A 20,081-nucleotide genomic window follows, 5' to 3' on the forward strand; every position below is an offset into this window, starting at 1 on the left:
CTCCTTTATCTGATGAAACAAAACACATATCCGGGCTCCTTTATCAATTTGGACCAAGATGATGCATTGTTGTTTCTACACTATAGGCGAAGGAAATAACAAGAAGGTTCAGACAGGAATCATTTTAGTCCGATGGATAGATTGCAAGTTACGCCATACTGACCGTAGCTTCATAGGCTGCTTGCGCTGAAAGTTAATCACCAGAAAATGAAGAAGAACCGACTCATTTTTCATAGCCGGCTCTTTTGCATCAAACCTTATAGATATCGCAAGACTAAAACTCATGTGCAGTAAGTACGTTATCCGGCGCTTTTTGGTTCATAATCGGCACCATGACCAGTGCTCCAAGAAGAAATAGGAATCCGGCTCCGCCATATATCGTACTCAGCGAAAAGGCATCCTTTAACGCACCAGCGAAAGACATGGAAATGACCATCATGCCTACGAACATCGGATTCAGAACCCCATTCACCCGACCGACAATGGAAGCATGTGACCATTTCAGGATCATGGTGCTGATTCCGATATGAATGCAAGGGAACACTAGCCCATTCAGAAATTGAACGGTCAGCGTGACCGTAACGCTCGTCGAATAACCGACAATGGCTGTGCAGACCGCGCCTGCGAGCATGCCTATTGCAAGAAGAACCTGCGGCGGAACCCGCTTCGCAAAGACGGCAACGATCCCCCCGCCGATCAGCATGGCTACGCCATTCACCATCAGCAGATATTGCAGGAACTCCTCGCTCCTACCCAGCCGCTCCGTTACGATAAACAGGTTGAGAGCCTGGGCTACGCCAACAGCAAGTCCTGCGAGAATGAACGCGAGTCCGAGCATGCGCAGCACTTGGCTTTGCCAAACATAGCGGAAGCCTTCCGCGAAATCTTTACGGAATTGCCCTTTGACTGCGGCCGTTTGAGATTTCATATTATCCTCAGGAAGGCGAATCAGGACGAGTGCGGAAAGCAGAAAGACCACGCCCATCACAGCGATTGATGTTTCAAGTCCAAACGTGCTGTAAACGAAGGTGCCAAGCATAGGGCCAAGCACCATGAAGATGGCCATCAGCGATTGAAACAAAGCCATCCCTTGCTGCAGTTGTTCTTCGGACACATGATACTTAAATAACCGCATACTTGAAGGTTGCGAGAACTGCGAAAGAATAGCCGAGATGAATGCGACAAGGTAGACGGATTGCCAAGAACCGAAATGTATGGTAAGAAGCACTACGAATACCGATACCGCGGATAATAAATCGCACCAGATCATCGTTCGCTTTGGCCTCCAGCGGTCCGCAAATGTACCTCCGATGAACGAAAAAACAAAAATAGGTGCGAATTCTGCTACGCTGATAAGCGAAATGGCGTATGGATCGTTATTTGTTCTATCCGCAACATACAGGAGGATCGCGAAATTACGTACCCAGATGCCGATCTGCAGGAGTACGCTTGATAATAAAATCGTCTGCAGGAACCGATTGCGTAGAAGGCTTGGTGCATTGGTGCTTTTGTCGTGCCTATTCAATCTTTTCAACCTCCAATTTGTCTTTAAAAGATGTCCGCCTTGATTATGGGTATGTCTCTCCTTTCCATTCCTTATTATAAGGACCTCATCATCGTTGACCTCCGCCTGAAGACTGAAATCTATAACAATTGCTGCGCTATCTCCCAAACATGTCCTGCCGGATCTGTGAAGGCAGCAGTGCGTACCCCCCACGGTCGATCCACTGGACCATTAAGTAGAGCAACACCTTGTTTATTCAATTCATTACATACTGCATCCACATCTTCCACCCTAATGGTAAACTGGAAACGAGATCCGGATTCTCGGCTTGCAACTGTTCCAGGATGGATCAGACCGTATGCCTCGGAAATATTCAGGAGGTTAATGCTCATATTTCCGAAATCAAATACTGCAGACACTTCGTCTTCATATGTGGCGGAAAATCGAAATACTTCTTGATAGAACGCTCTCACCCTTTGCAAATCCTCCACAAACAACGTTATAACATCTACATTCATCGACCCTAATGTCTTCATACGTACACTCCTTCAACAATCAGATTAAATGGAAGGTTTTACACTATCTGATTTGGACCAGCGTTTCCCGTTAACGTCAGTTGGTATTTGGAAAAATCAACGCCATCAGGACCGTGCATGATAAACTCCCGTGTACCGTCCGGCTTCATATCAAACTGCTGAATAGTCATCGTAAAACCTTGTGGCCCCACCACTTCGATAGGTGTTCCTCTTTCGTCCAAACATCAAACACAAGATCACGTGAAGCATCAAATACGCGGGTGATCACTTTGTTTGTTGCATTTGTTTTGGCTCATGTCCATCCCTCCAATATGAATGTGACTTGTTGACAACTCCTATTTTCGATCATAGCAAATTAATAATGCATGGATTTCTTTTAGATTGCTCTTTTGAATAACACAATGATTACACTCGAAAACGCCCAGTTCCTTTAAATAATTGATTCAATAAAACTGCCCGTTATCTTCAGGTTTGGCTTCTAAGGCCGATTGGAATTAGAGTATCATCTGCTCAGTTAGAATATAATTTTTTGTCTATATCCGCTGACAAAAAAAGCCGCGATTTCCGCGACTTCGTATGTGTATGTGTTCTTGTCTCTTACAAGTGCCCTGCGACTATTCGGCGCTTCTCATTCACTTGCCTTCCTCATCGGCTGAGGGACCGTAGATGCCCGGCACCGGAATATCAAGCAGCCGCAAATATACCCCGAGCTGCGCCCGATGGTGAACCATATGGCTTAAACCGAAGGTGCGAAGCGCGACTGCCCGCGGTTGGCGCAGAATGATATGGTCGCCGTTCCGCAAGGTCCATTCCTCTGCGAGCGCTTTCTCATCGCATTCGGCTAACAGCTGTTCAAGCTTGATAACGTTCGCGTCAAATTCCTCCAGCATGTCTTCGCGTCTTTCTAAAGCTTCCCGCCGAAGCGGCACGGTTGAAAGATCGAATTCCGGGTAAAGAAAAATCGCGACTTGCCAGTTCAGCAAGTTGATCAGGTGCGTGGCGAGCCCGCCTAACGTCATGGATTTGACGTGCGGTTTCCACGTCATATGCTCCTCGGGTAAGCACTCCAGGATGCGGCGCGTATGGGCCAATTCTTGCAGAGCGTCTCCGATGATCAGTTGTTTCACCATAAATTCCCACTCCTCCCTAATATGGTTAGCATACTATAAATCCGATCGAGTGAAAAGGCTTGTCTCGGTCGTTCGGCATCCGATAACGGACTACATCTCCAGAACATATATCCCTCCTCTGCATTCGAGGACTCAGTAATCCCCGTCATCGGCCGCTGGCCCAGGAGCAGACGGCTGATCGCATCCGCATTATAGCCGAAGCCGTGCCAGCTACTACTATTATCAGTATGATATCAGTCTTTATCTTCGTATTCAGCCCTTAAGTACGTTAAAATCTCCAAGGTACTCGGTTTTTCTTCAATGCCTTCGTTTTGAAGCATTTTTACGTATAACTTCCTTGCTTCGGCTAGTGTACATCCTGTTTTCTCTTGCACATATTTACAGACATGGAGCACATCGTTCTTTTGTAAATAATCCAAAACCTCAGCAGAATCAACCGTTTCGCCATTTATTTCATAATACATATATCAAGAACCCCTTGGTCTGTCTTTATTTGTTATCAATGAATCCTATTCAATCTGATGCAAAATGGCCCTCCGATACGGAAAGGCCATCTGCCTGCAATGAAGGAAAGCACGGAACTAGAGTTGACCGGTTTGTGACTGTTTATTTTTAGCAGGAGCAAACCAACCGAGAAGAGCTATCGCCACCAAGACACCATAGAAAATAATGGTCCAGACTGTGCTATGTGGGAAATCATGATTTAACACCCCGATATCCTCATGGGCCAAAGTAATCACAGCGAGCTTGACACCGACCCATGCCACGATGGCATAAGCCGTGGTCTCCAGTGCTGGCCGCTGCGCAAGCAGCTTTACAAACCATGTGGCAGCAAATTTGATCAGAACGAGCCCGGCGATTCCGCCAAGCACGACAACCAAGAATTGTCCTCCGTCCATACCGCCGAAATCCGGAAGCGGGGAATCTGGGAGACCCAGTGCCAAAGCCACTGCAGCAAGAATGGAATCAATTGCAAAGGCGAGATCTGCAATAGCAATTTTGCTTACCGTTGGCCAGAAGCCTTTACCGGCAGCATCTTTCTTTACGTCCTCGCGAATATTCTTGTTTTCCTTTCCGAAACGCGCTTTGATGATGTGCTTTAACCCGAGGTATAGAAGATAAGCAGCTCCGATCGCCTGTATTTGCCAGACATTCGCAATAAACGATATTGCAAACAGAGCAGCGAAGCGAAAAACAAAAGCCATAATGATCCCATAATTAATAGCCTTCTTCTTCTGGTCCTCCGGTAAGTGCTTCGCGATCACTGCCAGTACAAGGGCATTATCCGCCGATAGTAAACCTTCCAATCCAATTAGAATTAGTAATGCCCAAGCATACTCCAACCAAAGTGATTCCAACAGTACTTCTCCCCTCTTAACTGAGAAATTTTATGGTTAAACCTCTGACCAAAACAACTAAGCTCCAGTTAAAGCAGCAGAGGTTTATTCCAGTTTTGATTGTGCCATGACTCCCTTTCGTTATTACGTTGTCAAGTAACGTCTCGTTTCATTCATTTATGGCACAACTTTTTAATCTACTCTCTACAAAGCGACTTCTCGATCAGAAATCAAAAACCCCCTTTTCCAAGGGGATTTCCTTATGTACTCTTATTTCCGCCAAAAAAGTTGAACAGTCTGCCTTATCTACAATTAAACTCGATCATTTTCTCAAGTAATGAGAAATCAACCGGACTTTCCTACCGGATACGTATCAATTCTTAAGATTGGAGAGCCGCCTTCCCATCTATCAATATTCCATCCAAATCCCAAACGATCTTACAGAGTCCGCTATCAAAAAAATCCACAACCAGGTCACAGGGAAATTCCAACATCCCTAGAAGGTTGCGGAGGGGAGTAAGCTCCGGTATGGATTTCTTCTCCATATTAGGTTACCGGCACATATCCAGAATTAGAGTCTCATCTATATGTGCATGTTCTGACCTTTTCTTACATACCTATGAGAAAATACTCATGTTTTCAGGCGAAAGAAGGGATATCATGAAGACAAGATGGGGCATGGCTTTTCTGTTACTCTTTATGATCGCGGCTGTGATTTTGTACCGGCAGGTTCACGATCGACCCAAAGTAGAAGATCTTTATACCGATGGGCAGCTTCGCATGGAAATACAAACCGTTCACTCTGTTGCAGAACCCATGAAGGAGACGTCCTTTCAGGTTTTCATTACCGAGCTGCCTGAGAAGCCCGTTGTTAACGCCGATATCAAACTCAACCTCAAGATGCCAGATATGTTTTGTGGTGTGTTCCCCGCCGTAATTGTCGAATCAAAGCCGGGTGTATACAGTGCAACGGCCGTACCTGTTATGCAAGGACTTTGGCAGGCGGAAGCGGTCCTTCGTTGGGAGAATGAATATGTCACGGTGAAGACGTTGTTCAAAGTTCGCTAGTCCTGCTTACCATAACCATGGGTGAATTCCCGGAATCCATCCGTTGACGCTAAGTCCTTTTAAAATAGACAGCACTCCCATTAAAAAGGCCAGAAATCCGCCGAATTTACGCATTCCTCTACGCCACTTTTTCGTTAAACTGCCGGCAGACAGCCCCGTTAGGAGCAGAATGGGAAAAGTCGAAAGTCCAAACACCAGCATGATCAAGAGGCCTTCCAGACTAGAACCGGATGCCGCTGCATTCATCTGCATCGCATAGGTCAAGCCGCATGGAAGAAAACCGAGCAAAAGGCCGGTTAAAAATGTCGCTACCAACTCATACCGCTGACCAAGCCGTTCCAATTTCAGGTGAAAAAAAGAGTGTCTCGGCAGATGAGCGTTATAAATGGGCAATGTGTACCGCCGAAAAGTCCACAGCAGAATGAGCAGTCCGCCAATGATGCTGGCCGCTCCTTGGAAACCTACAAAGCTGCCAGCCACATCCAGGAAAGAGCCCACCATCCCCATAAAACCTCCGATCACTGTGTACGTTGTCACTCTGCCAGCGTTGTAGGCTAACACAGAAGCAAGCGGAGAACTGCTGGTTCGAAGGGCCAGAGACGAAACAATCCCTCCGCACATAATCAGACAATGCGGCGCCCCCATCAAGCCAGTCAGTGCTACTAACAGCAATCCGCTCCCCGTCAAGGCCATGCTCTTACACCCCGCTGTACCCATAACTGGGGGCCAAGCGAATGACCGACAACCAGCAAAGAACTGACTTCCATACCGGTTGTAATCTCTGCTTTTGGCTTCAAATCCTGTCCGAGCCTTCCTCCATCTATTTTCGGTTTCCCCCACATACGTAATATCGTTCCAAGAAGCATTCCATCCCCCTTCCCGGCCACATTTTATATGCCGTTCTTCATAGGTTTGCCACATCCATTCATTGTATGAAGGTGCGCAAATATTAAGAATAGCTATGAGGCTGCGTGATTATGGGGTTGGAGAAATTAGAGCTAGGTTTTCTACTAATATATTGATAGGTTACAAATTATGGTATATGCTATAAGCACTACAACTGAAGAGGTGCATATCCTAATGAAAAAGACTTTTGTATTACTTTTGATGCTGGCATTGTTCATTCCGTCACAGGCTTTTGCAGCATCCGTTTCTACGTCTGAGATTCATAAACTGTACTTTAAGGACTATAACGCACAGGTGAAAAAAGTGAAGGCTGCCCAAAAAGCGTACAAGCACCCTGTGTGCGTGAATGTGACCTCGCTAACCACTCAATTCAAACAACTTTCTACTGAATATAACAGCCTTAAGAAGGCTAAAGCCAGTAAAGAAGCGTTGAGCCAAGCGAAAATGTCACTTGATAAGGCAAAAAAAAGTCTCAGCGAAGCAAAGAAAACTTGTAGCAAGCAGACATCCGACATGAAAAAAAGAAGCAACGTCATGCTAAAGAAATTGAACAAATACAAATCCGACAGCATTCAAGAGATCAAGTCTTATATGCAAGGCAAAAGTAAAATGTCTTCGGAAGAGTTCAGCAAGTACATATCTGGAATGAACACTTATATCAATACCAGCATCGAAGAAATTTTAGTTTTCCTTGGGGCACCAGCGGCAGGTTGAATCCTGTCGCTTTTTTTATTGCAAACTTATTGAGTTCAAGCCAAACGCTAGTCCCACATCGCATACCCTTATATGCCACACCACTCATTACTTCATGCTTTCAACTGAATGTGGTCCGAATACCGGGGCTAATTTAGATGCAGACAATTGCTCACTTAAACCGAAATATTCACAAAAATTCATAATCATCGGATTCCATTTCGAAGGATCAATATAATTTGATTGGCCATCTATAAGAAGATTTTCCTCGATATGAACCTTTTCAATATGCACTTCGATGGCAACAAGTGAACTTGGTTCTTCAAAAGGATGGAGCTTTACAAACCTCGCTTCCAGATGGACGGGGCATTCTTTCACACGCGGCGCTTGAACAAGCTGGGACGGAAGTTGATTTAACCCTGCGACACCAAATTTATTCGCCTCGAACTTATATCCCCTCTCTGCTTTCGACTCAGGGACTGGGTTGCGACCTGTCAACAGGGTCAGACGATCAACTGCGGGAATCAAGTCAATCGACGGGAGATTAAGCACACACTCACCTTCACGGATCATATTTTGCACAGTCTGAGACTTGCTGCTCATTCCAAGCATACATGATTGATTGAGCCACCAGGCAGAGGACATCGGAGCCAGGTTGGGGGTGCCGTCTTCGTTGATCGTACTTATCAACACGACCGAAGTCCCGAAATAGTGGATTTTGGGGTTGATTACTTTATGCATAACAAATTCCATCTCCTCGTCATGATTTTTAAGTAATGTATCACAAGCTCCTTGTTGGAGGATAGGGATATGGAATAAGACCGCAAGATATAAAAGTGGGTGATGATTGAAAACAGCCGACCATTAGGCCGGCTGTTACTTGTCATTTACTTATCACTCGCTTGTTTGTTGCTTCTGCGAGCGCAGGGCCATCAATAGAGCTACAGCGATGAGCACGAACGCGGCAAATGCCAGCATCGGAATCGTCAACCAGCCGAACCAATTCAAGTAGTCATTCAAGCAGGAGACCGGCCCGCATGCAGCAATACCCGACTCTTTGGGGAGCTTTTGAATAATACTATGATATGTAGATATGCCTCCGCCAATGATAACCAGGGGCAGGATATATGGGACGATGTGTGTCTTTTGCCGATATGCTGCGATTCCCAAAACAATGACTAATGGATACATGAAGATCCGTTGATACCAACATAAGACGCATGGCGTAAAATGCCATACTTCACTAAGAAACAAACTTCCGCTAGTTGCTACAGCTGATACAGTCCATGCAAAAAATAACCAAACTCCTGTTTTATTCATTTTTCAAGCTACTTCCCTTCTATTCCATTCTTGTTCCAGCAGCCTTACGACTCGGTAGTATTACATGATTTTCTCATTTTCTCTTAATTATCTATATATGAAAATGGCTCATTCGGGCTATATGTGATCATGAGTCAAAAAAAGACTGCCGGTCATATTGACCGTCAGCCTTCTTAAGATTTTCATTTTCCATCAATACAATACAATCATCCAGGCATTGGGGTTCCCTGATTCCAAAAAGCCAATAGTCTGTCATGATTGACACGTGGCCAGCTGGCGCAGCATGTTCGTAATATTGCCTCGGTGGTAGGTGCCATGGGAAGTTCTTTGATTCTTCCCAGGATTGTTTGGTTGGCCCATGTGTAGTAGTTATACTTTTCTACTGATTGATTCGTCATTCGTTCCATCAAGTCACGGATAGTTATTGTTCCGAATGCTGCCGAGCCAGCTTGCTACTAGGCTCCCTTAACATTTCAGCTCTGTTTTGCCCATTTTCAAAAAAAACATTGCTCTACTCATCTGCGCCGATGTTCACATTGGCTCCTTGCACTCTTGGCTCACCGTCAATGTCCTGCGTTCCGATGATCGCGTGATCCGTCGAACCAGCATCTATCGCTGGGGACGAAGACTGAAGATGAAAATCGCCTTCGGGAGCATTTACGAATTTAGGATCCATGAACAAAGAATGCGCATCGTTGCCGGTTCCCGCTTTGTATGCGGAGAAGCCAGTATAGTCTTTGCTCTTCCATGTCCAGAATGCATCTGCACTACCGCCTGGAGAATAATATAGATTGTAATCCACGACGTTTCCTGAATTTTTGGCATATTCATTGTAGATCAGCACACCTGTGGAACTGGCCACAAAGATATTGTTCTTGATCACGTTATTTCTCGTATCATACTGGACATAGAGCTGGCCGCTACCATCACCTAAATTCTCGTTATTGTAGACGGTGTTGTTTACGACTTTACAATTCACCGTTGAGCCCCGCTCCTCGTCGTATCCACCCATGGCGATCCCCGTCAACCGGTTATTGTGCACCATGTTGCTTCGAATCGTAATATTGCTGGTGGATTTGCCCGCATGCTCGGAGGCAATTTCAATGCCGATATCATTGTTGTAGCTGTAGTTCTGCTCAATGATGCTGTCTTTGCCGCCATCAACATAAATACCGCCAGCTGAGTTACTGTTATTCGGGATTTTTTTCCCATAAGAAGGATTGTTGTTGGAAGAAATGTTGTATATCCGATTACCTTTCACCAAGCCATTTCGGGCCTGGTCGTATGCTTCTTCCGGCGCTGTCCCCTCGAAACCGATAATATCGATCCCAATGTTGTCGTTATCGTGAATGAGATTGTCCGTTACCGCGAACTTATCTACATTACCATTCAGTACCAGTGTCTCACTGGAACCAAGGACAAGATTATACAGCTCATTACCATGAATCGTAATGTCATGAAGCGATTCCGGAGCTTTGGTGCCATATACGGCGATACCATGAGCATCTCTTCCAAGCAAATCGCTGCCGGTTGGTGTGACCGTGCTCTTGATATCGTGGATCTTGTTGTTGGTCAGATTAATAAAGCCGCCTGAGCCTTGAACATAGATTCCAACAGGCACCGCATTTCTGGAAGTCGTCGTATAATTGCGAATCTCTAAGCCCTGAATAGTAATGTAATTCACATCTTTTATCTCGATTAGCCCTTCGATCCCGTTGACTGAAAGTCCAGCACCATCAATGATGGCTTTCTCCGAACCGTAGTTCGTGAAAGTAATGGGACCTTGTGCAGCTGTCCCGGAGCGTGTTATCTTAAGCTTCTGATTGTATACGCCGTCCCGAACGTAAATCATGCTACCCGGATCAGCCTCGTCTGCCGCATGCTGCAGCGTCTTCCATGGCGCACGGATCGTCCCTGGATTGGAGTCGCTGCCGTCGGTGGCGACATAATATTCTGTACTGGCTGCCGACACGGCGGTAGGTTGCACATTTCCAGAATCTAAACCAATTACAGTCATGCTCAATCCCACGAGCATAGCCTTTACTAATTTCAACATCATTCCTCATCTCCCATCTGTTCATATTTATATTACATTGAGGTCATCCATGAAGTCACGACGAATATGGAAAAAGCCAAAAAAGCCGCCCACAAAGCACGACTTCTTGTGCATGCATACCGTGATCCCTTTGAGATCTCATTTCTATTTATGAAGAACTCCTTTCATTTTGAGCCTTTAATTGGAGGCAGTGCGATGTTTCAAGACATGTTTCGGCAATATGCCTGATTCTTTATAAAGAAGCTTCCCATCTTTGAAAATAAGGGTGGTCGGTATGCTCATAATCTGATATTGGGAAGACGTCACCGGGTTATCGTCTACATTAACTTTAACTACTTTAATGGAACCTTTTGCTTCCCTTTCAAATTCCTCAAGAACGGGTGCAAACATTCTGCACGGACCACACCAAGAAGCCCAAAAATTCACTACGGTTACTCCTTCGGTTTGGACCATCCCTCTAAAAGTAGAATCTGTTGCGTGTTGAATCGCCATCACTATCATCCTTTCATCTTCTTGGTCTGACTACGTAACACGTGCGTAGTCTCGATCAAATTTTTCTTGTGTACATGCTTTGATCTTGCATTCGAACCAGTACTTTGCCATAACGACCACTCTGCCGGATGGTTACTTTGCCGGACGGATACGCTTGCTCCAAATAGTCTGCAACCAATTTCCGATTCTGATCATCTGCAGCAAGACCGTGACTGCGAAGCCAGTTCATCATTTCTTGTAACGCCGCTTCTCTTGTAACTTCCGTCGTTTTCGTTTCCCGTGTGATAAGGGACTCATAGGAATAGCCTTTGAGATACAGCAGATGAAGCAAATATCCGAACTCCAAGTGCTTCGATTGGAAGGGCTGACCGGTGATGAGCGGCCAGATTTCATTCACCAAACTGAGCTCCATAGAGCCTGCCGGCATACTGATATAACAATAATCCCGGGCGCATTGTAAAATCTTTTCGACGCTATCCCAATCCAGAATGACCGGACACATCGAAACAAAGACAAGATTGAAGGCATTGTCCCAGTCTCTGGCCAGCACGTCAATATCTTCAAAAGGTTCCGGTACAATCTTCACCTGGTCATTGGCGAATTTTGTGATATTTTCCTTCAGCAATTCGATCAATGGCAGAGAGGATTCTACGGCAGTTACGCGGGCCCCTCGCTCTGCAAACGGCACCGAAAATACTCCCGAAGCGGCGCCAATGTCCAGTACAGAGGCGTTGTCGAATTGAACCCCTTGTCCTTCAAGCCAATTCATGATCCGTGTGGTCCGTTTTCTTCCCTCTTCATTAAATGATTGCTCATTGAAGGTCTTCGCCTTATGATCAAAGGTTCGGGTCGGGTCGATTCCGGTCTTTTTCATCTTGTTCACAACGCGTTCGCCGTGTTCTTTCCATGCCTTCTCCCAAATGGCTTCATTAAAAAAATCGTTCATAACATCCATCTCTCTTCCGCTATAGTTTCTGAGGGCAGTGAAAAGCCCGCCTAGCCGCCTCCAATAAACTCCACATCGAATGTTGGTTGATCATTGGTTTTTTACTTTTACGGATCTACATTATCCATAATTGGAGCGAAAAATAACCTTCTTGCATACGCTATTGTTCCATTGCTAATGAGCCTGATCCGGTACGGATTATATTATGGATGTCTTATATCCATAATAAACGATTCAACTTCAGTTTGCAATAGGCGTCCATTATCAAAATTCTTTATTCGCTAGATACCAACGGCTAACGAACAAAAAACCGCCCTCTTCAGAGGACGGCGAGAGGTTTATATCATTTCTTGGGCGAATGAATCAACCTTAATTATGCCTTGTTCCGGCTATTCTCCGCGAACGACACGAAAACCCTGATCGGGGCCAAAGCCATTGGGATCGAACTTACCTCGGAAAGATATCTCGTTGTTGCTGACGTCGCCGATCCAACCTCCACCCTTTACTACTCGGAAGGAACCGCTTGGACTATCCAAGTCGCCATGCCAGTCCCAGCACCATTCCCTTACGTTTCCAGACATATCGTAAACCCCCAACTCGTTGGGTTTCTGGGTACCGATCGATTTTGTTGTATTATGATTGCTCTCTATGATAGGCCAGTTCCAATCCCCAGATAGGTATTTGTCTCCGGCGTTTTTCCAATACCATGCGACCTCGTCGGCATTATTGCTTCCGCTGTAGATGTAACCCTTGCTATTCTGACCTCCGCCTGCAGCATATTCCCACTCGGCTTCTGTAGGCAATCGGTAACCGTTAGCTCCCTCATTGATCGTGACAATCCATTTGATATGATCGTTATCATTCCTATGATTCGGATCTTTCTTACCCTTGTCTATGTTGTAATATGGTTTTAAGCCCTCTAGAATACTTCTTTGATTACAATACTCCACAACGTCATACCAACTCACCATTTCCACCGGCAAATGGTCGCCTTTGAATGCAGAGGGATTACTGCCCATGACTTCCACCCACTCTTTTTGAGTGACCTCATATTTGCCAATGTAAAAGTTCGATACGGTTGCGTTTTTTTCAGCGTAGTTAGACTGGTTGTTCTTAGAGGTCCCACCTTCCACAAATACAAAACCATCTATCTTTTCAGACTTCACTTGTGAACAAGCGCCGATCACAACCATTGTTGCTATTAAAAAGAACATTAATAGCTTTCTCATTGATATATCTCCTTTATGCTGATGCTGATCGGAACACTGATAGGCCATAACGGCATGTAACTCGCCTCCCCCCCGTTACGTTGAAGGCCGTTCGTATGGCGAGAAACGGCCCGCAACGTATCCGGACTTAGGGGTAAACGAAGGAAACGGCCACCGGTCTGTCTCCAATGTGGGGGATTGAAGTTTCCTTATGGTCGATTCGTTGTTGATACCATATCAGACAGCACAAACCCCGCTTATCCTCAGAGACGGCCCTACCACTCCCGTTCGTTTGAGTTTATTGATGGCGATCGGTTACCACACTGTTACGTTTGAGCTCCCGCTACTTTGATAACCCTCTGTTGCTAACACCTGATATGACCAGCTGCTTCCCAGATTCATTCCCTTGCTTGCCCATGCGTTCACGTGGTTGCTGAAAGTGATGGACGAGTTGACCCCGGTCGCTCTTTTCGATTGTCGAACACTCCAGTACTGGGCAAACGTTTGTGTGCCGTCAATGGAAGGTGCGTTGTATCTCATGGTCGTATAGATGTCATATGTGCCCCCATCACTGGTTACCGTGCCTTTATGAGTCCCGGTAGGTCGATACGTACCCCAGCTGTCAACGACGTAATATTCGATGAGTGCGTTTCTAGTCCATCCATAGAGAGTCAAATATCCATTGCCGGACGGCGCCCACACGCCGGCATTGTAGTTAATCGTCCGGTTTGGCGATCCCGTATTCCAGCCTTTACCGACAACAAAATTCCCGGTGTTTTGCCAGGTCACACTGTAATTACCGCCGGAGCCGTTAACGGCATTAACCGTTCCGCCGCCATCGGTCCAATTTTGCCAATAGTCGGTCGCAGCACTTGAGGTCGTTGCAAACAAACCAAAACTCATGGTAGCTGCAAGAATGACCGTCATCAACTTCTTACTGAATTTAAACATAATCTACCTCCTCATATTTTGATTTATCTTTTTCCTTTTACCTCCTTTCTAAGTAAATTATAGAATGACAGCGGTTACATAACACTTAGCAAATTAAATATGATATCTAGATTATTTTACAATTTTAGGCACTTGCGACCTTATGGAACAGGTCGGAAAGATTAAGACAAAAAAAGAAGACTGCCGGTAATTTACGCCGACAGTCTTATCATCCAAGTAGTATATTCTTTTTCCTTTTCGCTGGACAACGGTTCGAGTGTCCATCGCTATCGCACTCACATGGAGCATCGGCAGCACTGCGGATTGCCCATTCCATGCGTGTGTAAAGGCAAACAGTATCGCCAGAATGCCAGCAATCAAAAAATAGAAATTCCTAACGTTGATGCCCATGACATCCCTCCTCGGATATTCCCGGTTCCTGCTTGCGAATAGACCGGTAAAGTTCGCGAACGATTTCTGCCAGCCGTTGGTCGCTTTCATGATTAAAGTCCCTTAGCGTTTCGGCTGCTATGTCGAGCAATTGACTGACCTTTTCCAGATGGGCAATTTTCTTACGCGTTTCTGCATTCTTCGCATCGAGGAACCAAGCAACCTCACGGCAATAAGCTGGATCTACATTCTCCATTCTGTGGAACCCAAACGTTCCCTTGATCTCGTTAAGAGTGAAGTCCGCATACTGCATGATTTGAATATTCATCAAATCGATGAGGTCGTTCTTCGAATACCTGCGGTACCGATTGTCTTCACGGGACGGCGATACGATCCCAATCCGGTCATAGTACCGAAGCGTATCCTTTGGAATCCCAAGTAACTGCGAAACCTCTTGTATAGAATAAAGTTTTTCCATGTATTCAAAGTAACATTGGAGGAAGCTCCAATGTCAAGTCAATTTGTATATTCAATTTCGCATAATCAAGCAATCTCCAGATTCGTTGTGAGTCTGTTAAAGACAGATAAAAAAAGACCGTCCAATTATGGACGGTCCAAGCATTAGTATGATCTTGCAGCCAATGAAATCCAGTAGGGTCCTCCACCATCATTTACAACCACTTTGATTTTGTAGGTTCCTTCGATTTTGGGTTTAGTCTCCAGTTTAACTTGATAATCAGTCCGAGATGTTGAATTACCTGAAGCAAAAAGATTGCCATTTGGATCATAAACAAGGAGCTCCATACCAGCGCGTTCATCATCCCCCAGCCAGACACGTAAGTTCACTCCATCTGATTTTGCATAATCAAAAGTAACCTCATCTTCACCTGATATAACGAAATTCCATTGATCATGTGCAAGCGGGGTGATAATGCTGGATGATTGAGTTTGTAATGGCGTGTATGCAAATGCACTTGCTGGAATAGATAATAAAACTGCAGTAGCGGTAAGAATACTAGCAATTCTCTTTTTCATAGGCGCACGCTCCTCTTCATACAAATATTATTTTTAATTCCAATATCTACTATAATTGTAATATAAATAATTTTCAAGTTTTTTTCATATACTACTGAGATGTCTGATGAATGAATACAAAAAAGAAGACTGCCGGTATTTTACGCCGACAGTCTTTCTCTTCCAAGTAGTATACTTTTCACTCTATTCGCTGGACAATTCCTTGAGCGATTTGATTTTACCATGGGGATGCTGTTCTTGCTTTCGTGACTTCCAGGCAGCTTCTTTCCTTCTCTTCTGGTGAGCCATAACAGATATCCTCCTTTGGAAAATGAAATGTATACCACTTTCTTATATTGTCATTCCCCGGCTTTGTTCATTCAAAAAATTCACTGGGCCGTTAAAATCAGCGGTCCGTCAGCCGTGATTGCAATCGTATGCTCATATTGCGCCGACAGCTTGCCGTCGGCCGTTCTCGCCGTCCACTGATCGTCGTCGATCGTGATACGGAACGTACCTTCGTTGATCATCGGTTCAATCGTAAACACCATGCCTTCCTTTAACCGAATGCCTTTGCCGGCTACGCCGATATGCTCGTAGTTCGGCTCCTCGTGCAGGCTCCGCCCAATCCCGTGCGCCAGCAGATCGCGTACGACCGAGAACCCGTTCGCTTCCGCATGCTGTTGAATCGCCGACGTGATGTCGCCGAGCCGACCCCCGGGGATTGCCCGGGCGATCCCCAGATCCAAGCATTCCTTTGCCACCTTCATTATTTTTTGCGCCTCCGGCCGGATATTGCCTACCGCATAACACCAGCACGAATCGCCGAACCAACCGCCGTATTCCACAACGATGTCGAGCTTCAGCAAGTCGCCGTCCATAAGCACCCGATTCGAAGGAATGCCGTGGGCCACCACATCGTTGACCGAAGTGCAGGTTTCGGCGGGGAAACCGTTGTACCCTTTCGTAAACTGCTTGCCGCCCAGCTTGGTGATGTGTCTGGCAACAAAGTCATTGATTTCCCGGGTGGTGATCCCAGGCTCGATCAGTCTGGCCACCTCACGGTAGCAGTCCGCAACGATTTGGCTCGCCGGCTTCATCTCTTCGATTTCCCTAGGTGATTTTAAAATGATCATCTATGTTTATTCGCTCCTTATCAGCTCTATAGTTTTAAAAACCGTACGATATCCCTGGCCTCCTCGTGCAGCTTACCGCGGCGAAGTGAAAGCGAGGCACAGCCGACTAAGGCGGCCAGCAGCATTTCCGCGCGCTGCAGCCGATTTGGCGGCTCCGCCGCGTTTCCGCCAGAAGCGACAGCTCCTTCCGCCACACGGCCGGTTTCCAGTAGCGTGGCAAACGGAGCGAGCACCTCCCGGTGAAAGGCGGCTGAGAGCGGGGCGGAACGCGCTTCAGGTAGCGAGGCAAAGCCCTCACCGGCTAGCTTATGCAGCAGGTACAAGGCGTGGTCCTCAGCCCAAAGCTCCAGCAGCCGGACGCCGGAGGCAGCGACGGGGCTAAGCTCTGCGGCAGCGGCCGTTTCGCGGCTTCCGCTTCGGGAATCCGTGGCAGCGGAGTTCCCGGTATCCGCCGCCGCAGCCAAGCCGAAATGCCCGCCCGCCAGCGCCTCATCCGAAGCCGGAGCCCGCGCGACCTCCGGCGTAACCTTCAGCGGCGCCTCTGGTGGAGCCTCCAGCCATCCCCCGGCCCGCTCCAACGCGTCCCATAGCAGATCGTGGAGCAAATCGCCCTTATTGCTGTAATAATGGTATACCGTGCCATAGCCGAGCTCCGCCTGCGTGGCAACATCACGGATTTCCAGTAAAGGCCCTTTATTCAAAAACACATCGGCAGCGGCTTTACGGATTTGCGTCAGTCGCCGCAGCCGGATCTCTTCGTTTTGTTCCTTCGTGCGTGGAGTCATCTCGTCCGTTCACCTCTTTTATTTTTGACCTACTCTTATGTCAATATAAAACATCAGCCTACGAATTACAAGAGATTAGCTGGGACTTTTCTTATTTCAAGCTCTTACTACCAGTGCTCCAGTTTGACTGTTCTGCCATCAGCATAACGAGCTTTGCCTCTGCTGATTAACATCACTTCCTCTATGTCCCGCCTGGTCCTTTAAGCGCATGTCTACATTACTAGTTGCTATTATAATAGAATGAGACATCCCAAAGTTATCAGAAGAGCGAGCTTATCCCCCTCGATTGAAAGGAGTTATCTATGAATAACAAGCTGATGCGCGTTTTGAAAAAGCTGTACCACCACTCGAATAACGACTATGATCGGGAACGCGAGGTTTCCATCTATAAGACCGCTACACTTACTCCGGCCGAGCAGGAGCTGCTCCACGCCAGCGGATGGGTCCCAAATGAACTGCAATACATCCGTCATGACGAGATCATCGACAAGCTGATCAAGCTGCAGACGAACCCCTTCCTTTCCTGGAGCAGCGTAGGCAGCGCCTTTATCGCCGGGGTTGGCGGGAGCTACCCGCGAGGCATATCTTCGCTGGCCAGTTACCATTCCATGATACATGCGCGGGCGCATGCGTATGAGGAAGCCGAGCGCGTTCTTGCCTGTAGGGTGTGCGCATTCAGTCATAGCGACGAAGGCTGGGACAACTTGTCCTACATCCGTTATGCAATGCATCTGGGCAATAATTACAGCGGATCGAGCTTCGGCGCGTATGTAGACATGACCGAGTTCGTCAAACTGCTGGAGCAAGGTCCTATTCAACCAACGGAAAAAGACAAGCAAGCTTTCAGCGATCTGCTGCATAGCCTGGACCGGGCGGAAGCGGGCGAAACACCGGGGAAATATGAGAAACGACTCACCGCCGAGAAAATCATCAAAGGACACGCTGGCATACGCCGCGGCATGCTCAAGGCGCTCGCCATGGTCGGTGTGATCCCCAATCGCATCCTGGAGCTTGCCCCGGATCGCTGGACGAACATGGAGTCGATCATCAACGCCGAGTTCAGTCTGGACAACACCAAGGGCCGTTCCGATATGGAGATGCCTTGGGCTGGCTGGCAAGGCAGTCTGGGCGTGGATTGGAACAAAGCTCGCGCAATTTTCGGCGAATGGGTTGAGTAACTTGGGGTTATGATTGGCGACCCATTTAAAAATAGCTGTCGATTGAACTCGACAGCCATGAGTATTTGGCTACTAGCAGACTTAAAGCAAGACTATTAAAGCCCGCCATATAAAGGAAACTGAGAGATAATCTCACGTACACTTCCCAATATCTGATCTTTAACCGTCGAACTGTTCGGATTTTTAAAGGCAAGTCCAATCAGCTGGGCAACTTCTTTCATTTCCTTGGGGCCCAATCCTCTTGATGTCATAGCAGGGGTTCCGAAGCGAATGCCACTCGTTACTAACGGGCTTGCCGTATCATGAGGAATTGCGTTTTTATTAGCGGTAATCCCCACTTCATCAAGGATGGTTTCAGCTTCTTTTCCCGTAAGTCCAATCGTGCGCAAATCAACCAATACGATATGATTATCTGTTCCTCCCGATACAACGGTTAACCCTTCATTCATTAGTGTTTCCGCTAGTACATTAGCATTTTCAATAGTTTTTTCCATATACGTTTTAAAATCCGGTTGCAATGCCTCGCCTAGTGCAACCGCTTTGGCCGCGATGACATGCATAAGCGGGCCGCCTTGTGACCCAGGAAATATCGCTTTATCAATGGCTTGCGCCCATGGCTTACGGCACATGATGACTCCGCCTCTTGGTCCTCGCAACGTTTTATGCGTTGTTGTCGTTACAAAATGCGCATGCGGTACCGGGTTGGGGTGCAAGCCCGCAGCGACAATTCCCGCAATATGTGCCATATCCACAAAGAAAAGGGCTCCAACTTCGGCAGCAATTTGGGCAAACAACTCAAATTCAATTGTTCGAGGATAAGCACTTGCGCCAGCAACGATCATGCGGGGATGATGCTTATGAGCAAGTTTTCGCACTTGATCAAAGTCAATGCGTCCGGTTTGTTCATCGACACCATAAGGGACAAAATTGTAAAGTCTACCGGAAAAGTTCACCGGACTCCCGTGCGTTAAATGTCCACCATGGGATAAATTCATGCCCAAAATGGTGTCACCAGGCTTGACTGATGCAAAATAAACTCCCATATTCGCCTGCGCACCGGAGTGAGGCTGCACATTGGCATGTTCCGCACCAAAAAGCTCTTTGACACGGGAAGTGGCAAGCTCCTCTACGATATCAACATATTCACATCCGCCATAATATCTTTTTCCCGGATACCCTTCCGCATATTTGTTGGTCAGTACCGTACCTGTGGCTTCCATGACAGCCTGGCTTACAAAATTCTCCGATGCAATCAGTTCTATTGTATCCCGCTGCCGTATAAGTTCTTGCCGAATAGCATGTGCCACTGCTTTGTCTTGTTGTTCCAAATATTTCATGAACCCTCCTCCTCTCTGTATGCTCGTTTGTCTGCTTATATTGTGTTGTATAAGCAACGATTGTCATGATAGTATATCAATCAATGGAGTGTTATTTAATATCCATAAATCAGTA

Annotated in this window: 24 protein-coding genes; 3 read left to right on the plus strand and 21 right to left on the minus strand. The window is 46.6% G+C overall.

From position 1 onward, the window contains the following. Positions 1 to 274 precede the first annotated feature (274 nt). The 5 genes from NYE54_RS18630 to NYE54_RS18650 form a co-directional block, all read right to left on the minus strand. Positions 275 to 1,525 (minus strand): MFS transporter, encoded by a 1,251-nt coding sequence (locus tag NYE54_RS18630; RefSeq protein WP_339265242.1) that lies wholly within the window; start codon positions 1,523 to 1,525, stop codon positions 275 to 277. Positions 1,526 to 1,644: 119 nt separating this feature from the next. Beyond that, the gene (locus NYE54_RS18635; RefSeq protein WP_076321559.1) at positions 1,645 to 2,040 is read right to left on the minus strand and encodes a VOC family protein; all 396 of its coding nucleotides are present in this window, start codon (positions 2,038 to 2,040) and stop codon (positions 1,645 to 1,647) included. A gap of 632 nt (positions 2,041 to 2,672) precedes the next feature. Continuing rightward, positions 2,673 to 3,170: a DinB family protein gene (locus NYE54_RS18640; protein WP_339265244.1), complete on the minus strand. Its 498-nt coding sequence runs from the start codon at positions 3,168 to 3,170 to the stop codon at positions 2,673 to 2,675. A 233-nt stretch (positions 3,171 to 3,403) separates the two neighbouring features. Further along, positions 3,404 to 3,634: a hypothetical protein gene (locus NYE54_RS18645; RefSeq protein ID WP_339265246.1), complete on the minus strand. Its 231-nt coding sequence runs from the start codon at positions 3,632 to 3,634 to the stop codon at positions 3,404 to 3,406. Positions 3,635 to 3,751: 117 nt separating this feature from the next. Continuing rightward, a complete protein-coding gene (locus tag NYE54_RS18650; RefSeq protein WP_339265248.1) occupies positions 3,752 to 4,528 on the minus strand; it encodes a TerC family protein in 777 nt (258 codons plus the stop codon). A 639-nt stretch (positions 4,529 to 5,167) separates the two neighbouring features. Here NYE54_RS18650 and NYE54_RS18655 point away from each other — a divergent pair. Beyond that, positions 5,168 to 5,575 carry a FixH family protein gene (locus NYE54_RS18655; protein ID WP_339265250.1) on the plus strand — a complete coding sequence of 136 codons (408 nt, stop codon included), beginning with the start codon at positions 5,168 to 5,170 and terminating at the stop codon, positions 5,573 to 5,575. Between the two features lie 6 nt (positions 5,576 to 5,581). Here NYE54_RS18655 and NYE54_RS18660 read toward each other — a convergent pair whose 3' ends face one another. After that, complete coding sequence (locus NYE54_RS18660; RefSeq protein ID WP_339265252.1) at positions 5,582 to 6,268, minus strand: sulfite exporter TauE/SafE family protein; 687 nt, start codon at positions 6,266 to 6,268, stop codon at positions 5,582 to 5,584. Then, positions 6,259 to 6,441: a hypothetical protein gene (locus NYE54_RS18665; protein WP_339265254.1), complete on the minus strand. Its 183-nt coding sequence runs from the start codon at positions 6,439 to 6,441 to the stop codon at positions 6,259 to 6,261. The genes NYE54_RS18660 and NYE54_RS18665 overlap by 10 nt, the downstream gene beginning before the upstream one ends. 214 nt (positions 6,442 to 6,655) lie before the next feature. On the opposite strand from NYE54_RS18665, the gene NYE54_RS18670 reads away from it, so the two are divergent. Continuing rightward, complete coding sequence (locus tag NYE54_RS18670; protein WP_339265256.1) at positions 6,656 to 7,195, plus strand: hypothetical protein; 540 nt, start codon at positions 6,656 to 6,658, stop codon at positions 7,193 to 7,195. Positions 7,196 to 7,282: 87 nt separating this feature from the next. Here NYE54_RS18670 and NYE54_RS18675 read toward each other — a convergent pair whose 3' ends face one another. The 13 genes from NYE54_RS18675 to NYE54_RS18735 form a co-directional block, all read right to left on the minus strand. Then, the gene (locus NYE54_RS18675) at positions 7,283 to 7,915 is read right to left on the minus strand and encodes a flavin reductase family protein (RefSeq protein WP_339265258.1); all 633 of its coding nucleotides are present in this window, start codon (positions 7,913 to 7,915) and stop codon (positions 7,283 to 7,285) included. Between the two features lie 153 nt (positions 7,916 to 8,068). Further along, positions 8,069 to 8,494 carry a disulfide oxidoreductase gene (locus tag NYE54_RS18680; RefSeq protein ID WP_339265260.1) on the minus strand — a complete coding sequence of 142 codons (426 nt, stop codon included), beginning with the start codon at positions 8,492 to 8,494 and terminating at the stop codon, positions 8,069 to 8,071. Positions 8,495 to 9,005: 511 nt separating this feature from the next. Further along, positions 9,006 to 10,550 carry a right-handed parallel beta-helix repeat-containing protein gene (locus NYE54_RS18685; RefSeq protein WP_339273559.1) on the minus strand — a complete coding sequence of 515 codons (1,545 nt, stop codon included), beginning with the start codon at positions 10,548 to 10,550 and terminating at the stop codon, positions 9,006 to 9,008. 177 nt (positions 10,551 to 10,727) lie between these two features. Continuing rightward, positions 10,728 to 11,042 (minus strand): thioredoxin, encoded by a 315-nt coding sequence (gene trxA / locus NYE54_RS18690; RefSeq protein ID WP_339265262.1) that lies wholly within the window; start codon positions 11,040 to 11,042, stop codon positions 10,728 to 10,730. A gap of 55 nt (positions 11,043 to 11,097) precedes the next feature. Then, complete coding sequence (locus NYE54_RS18695) at positions 11,098 to 11,988, minus strand: class I SAM-dependent methyltransferase (protein WP_339265264.1); 891 nt, start codon at positions 11,986 to 11,988, stop codon at positions 11,098 to 11,100. A gap of 389 nt (positions 11,989 to 12,377) precedes the next feature. Further along, a complete protein-coding gene (locus NYE54_RS18700) occupies positions 12,378 to 13,217 on the minus strand; it encodes an SUMF1/EgtB/PvdO family nonheme iron enzyme (RefSeq protein ID WP_339265266.1) in 840 nt (279 codons plus the stop codon). Between the two features lie 294 nt (positions 13,218 to 13,511). Further along, entirely contained in the window at positions 13,512 to 14,147 is a 636-nt protein-coding gene (locus NYE54_RS18705; protein WP_076321573.1) for a glycoside hydrolase family 11 protein, read from the minus strand. A 111-nt stretch (positions 14,148 to 14,258) separates the two neighbouring features. Further along, positions 14,259 to 14,537 carry a hypothetical protein gene (locus NYE54_RS18710; RefSeq protein WP_339273756.1) on the minus strand — a complete coding sequence of 93 codons (279 nt, stop codon included), beginning with the start codon at positions 14,535 to 14,537 and terminating at the stop codon, positions 14,259 to 14,261. Continuing rightward, the gene (locus NYE54_RS18715) at positions 14,521 to 14,994 is read right to left on the minus strand and encodes a MerR family transcriptional regulator (RefSeq protein WP_339265268.1); all 474 of its coding nucleotides are present in this window, start codon (positions 14,992 to 14,994) and stop codon (positions 14,521 to 14,523) included. Before NYE54_RS18715 ends, NYE54_RS18710 begins: the two co-directional genes overlap by 17 nt. Positions 14,995 to 15,137: 143 nt before the next feature. After that, positions 15,138 to 15,551 (minus strand): hypothetical protein, encoded by a 414-nt coding sequence (locus NYE54_RS18720; protein ID WP_076321575.1) that lies wholly within the window; start codon positions 15,549 to 15,551, stop codon positions 15,138 to 15,140. 183 nt (positions 15,552 to 15,734) lie between these two features. Further along, positions 15,735 to 15,839 (minus strand): DUF6254 family protein, encoded by a 105-nt coding sequence (locus NYE54_RS18725; RefSeq protein ID WP_015735743.1) that lies wholly within the window; start codon positions 15,837 to 15,839, stop codon positions 15,735 to 15,737. Between the two features lie 80 nt (positions 15,840 to 15,919). Then, entirely contained in the window at positions 15,920 to 16,666 is a 747-nt protein-coding gene (gene map, locus NYE54_RS18730; protein ID WP_339265271.1) for a type I methionyl aminopeptidase, read from the minus strand. A gap of 26 nt (positions 16,667 to 16,692) precedes the next feature. Then, a complete protein-coding gene (locus tag NYE54_RS18735; protein WP_339265273.1) occupies positions 16,693 to 17,451 on the minus strand; it encodes a TetR family transcriptional regulator in 759 nt (252 codons plus the stop codon). Positions 17,452 to 17,753: 302 nt separating this feature from the next. Here NYE54_RS18735 and NYE54_RS18740 point away from each other — a divergent pair, with 302 nt between their 5' ends. Continuing rightward, positions 17,754 to 18,629: a hypothetical protein gene (locus NYE54_RS18740; protein ID WP_339265275.1), complete on the plus strand. Its 876-nt coding sequence runs from the start codon at positions 17,754 to 17,756 to the stop codon at positions 18,627 to 18,629. A 95-nt stretch (positions 18,630 to 18,724) separates the two neighbouring features. Here NYE54_RS18740 and glyA read toward each other — a convergent pair whose 3' ends face one another. After that, positions 18,725 to 19,966, minus strand: coding sequence for a serine hydroxymethyltransferase (gene glyA / locus NYE54_RS18745; RefSeq protein ID WP_339265276.1), 1,242 nt, complete (start codon positions 19,964 to 19,966; stop codon positions 18,725 to 18,727). Between the last annotated feature and the right edge of the window lie 115 nt (positions 19,967 to 20,081).

The sequence above is a fragment of the Paenibacillus sp. FSL K6-1330 genome, from assembly GCF_037976825.1.
In the GTDB taxonomy this organism is placed as follows: domain Bacteria; phylum Bacillota; class Bacilli; order Paenibacillales; family Paenibacillaceae; genus Paenibacillus_AQ.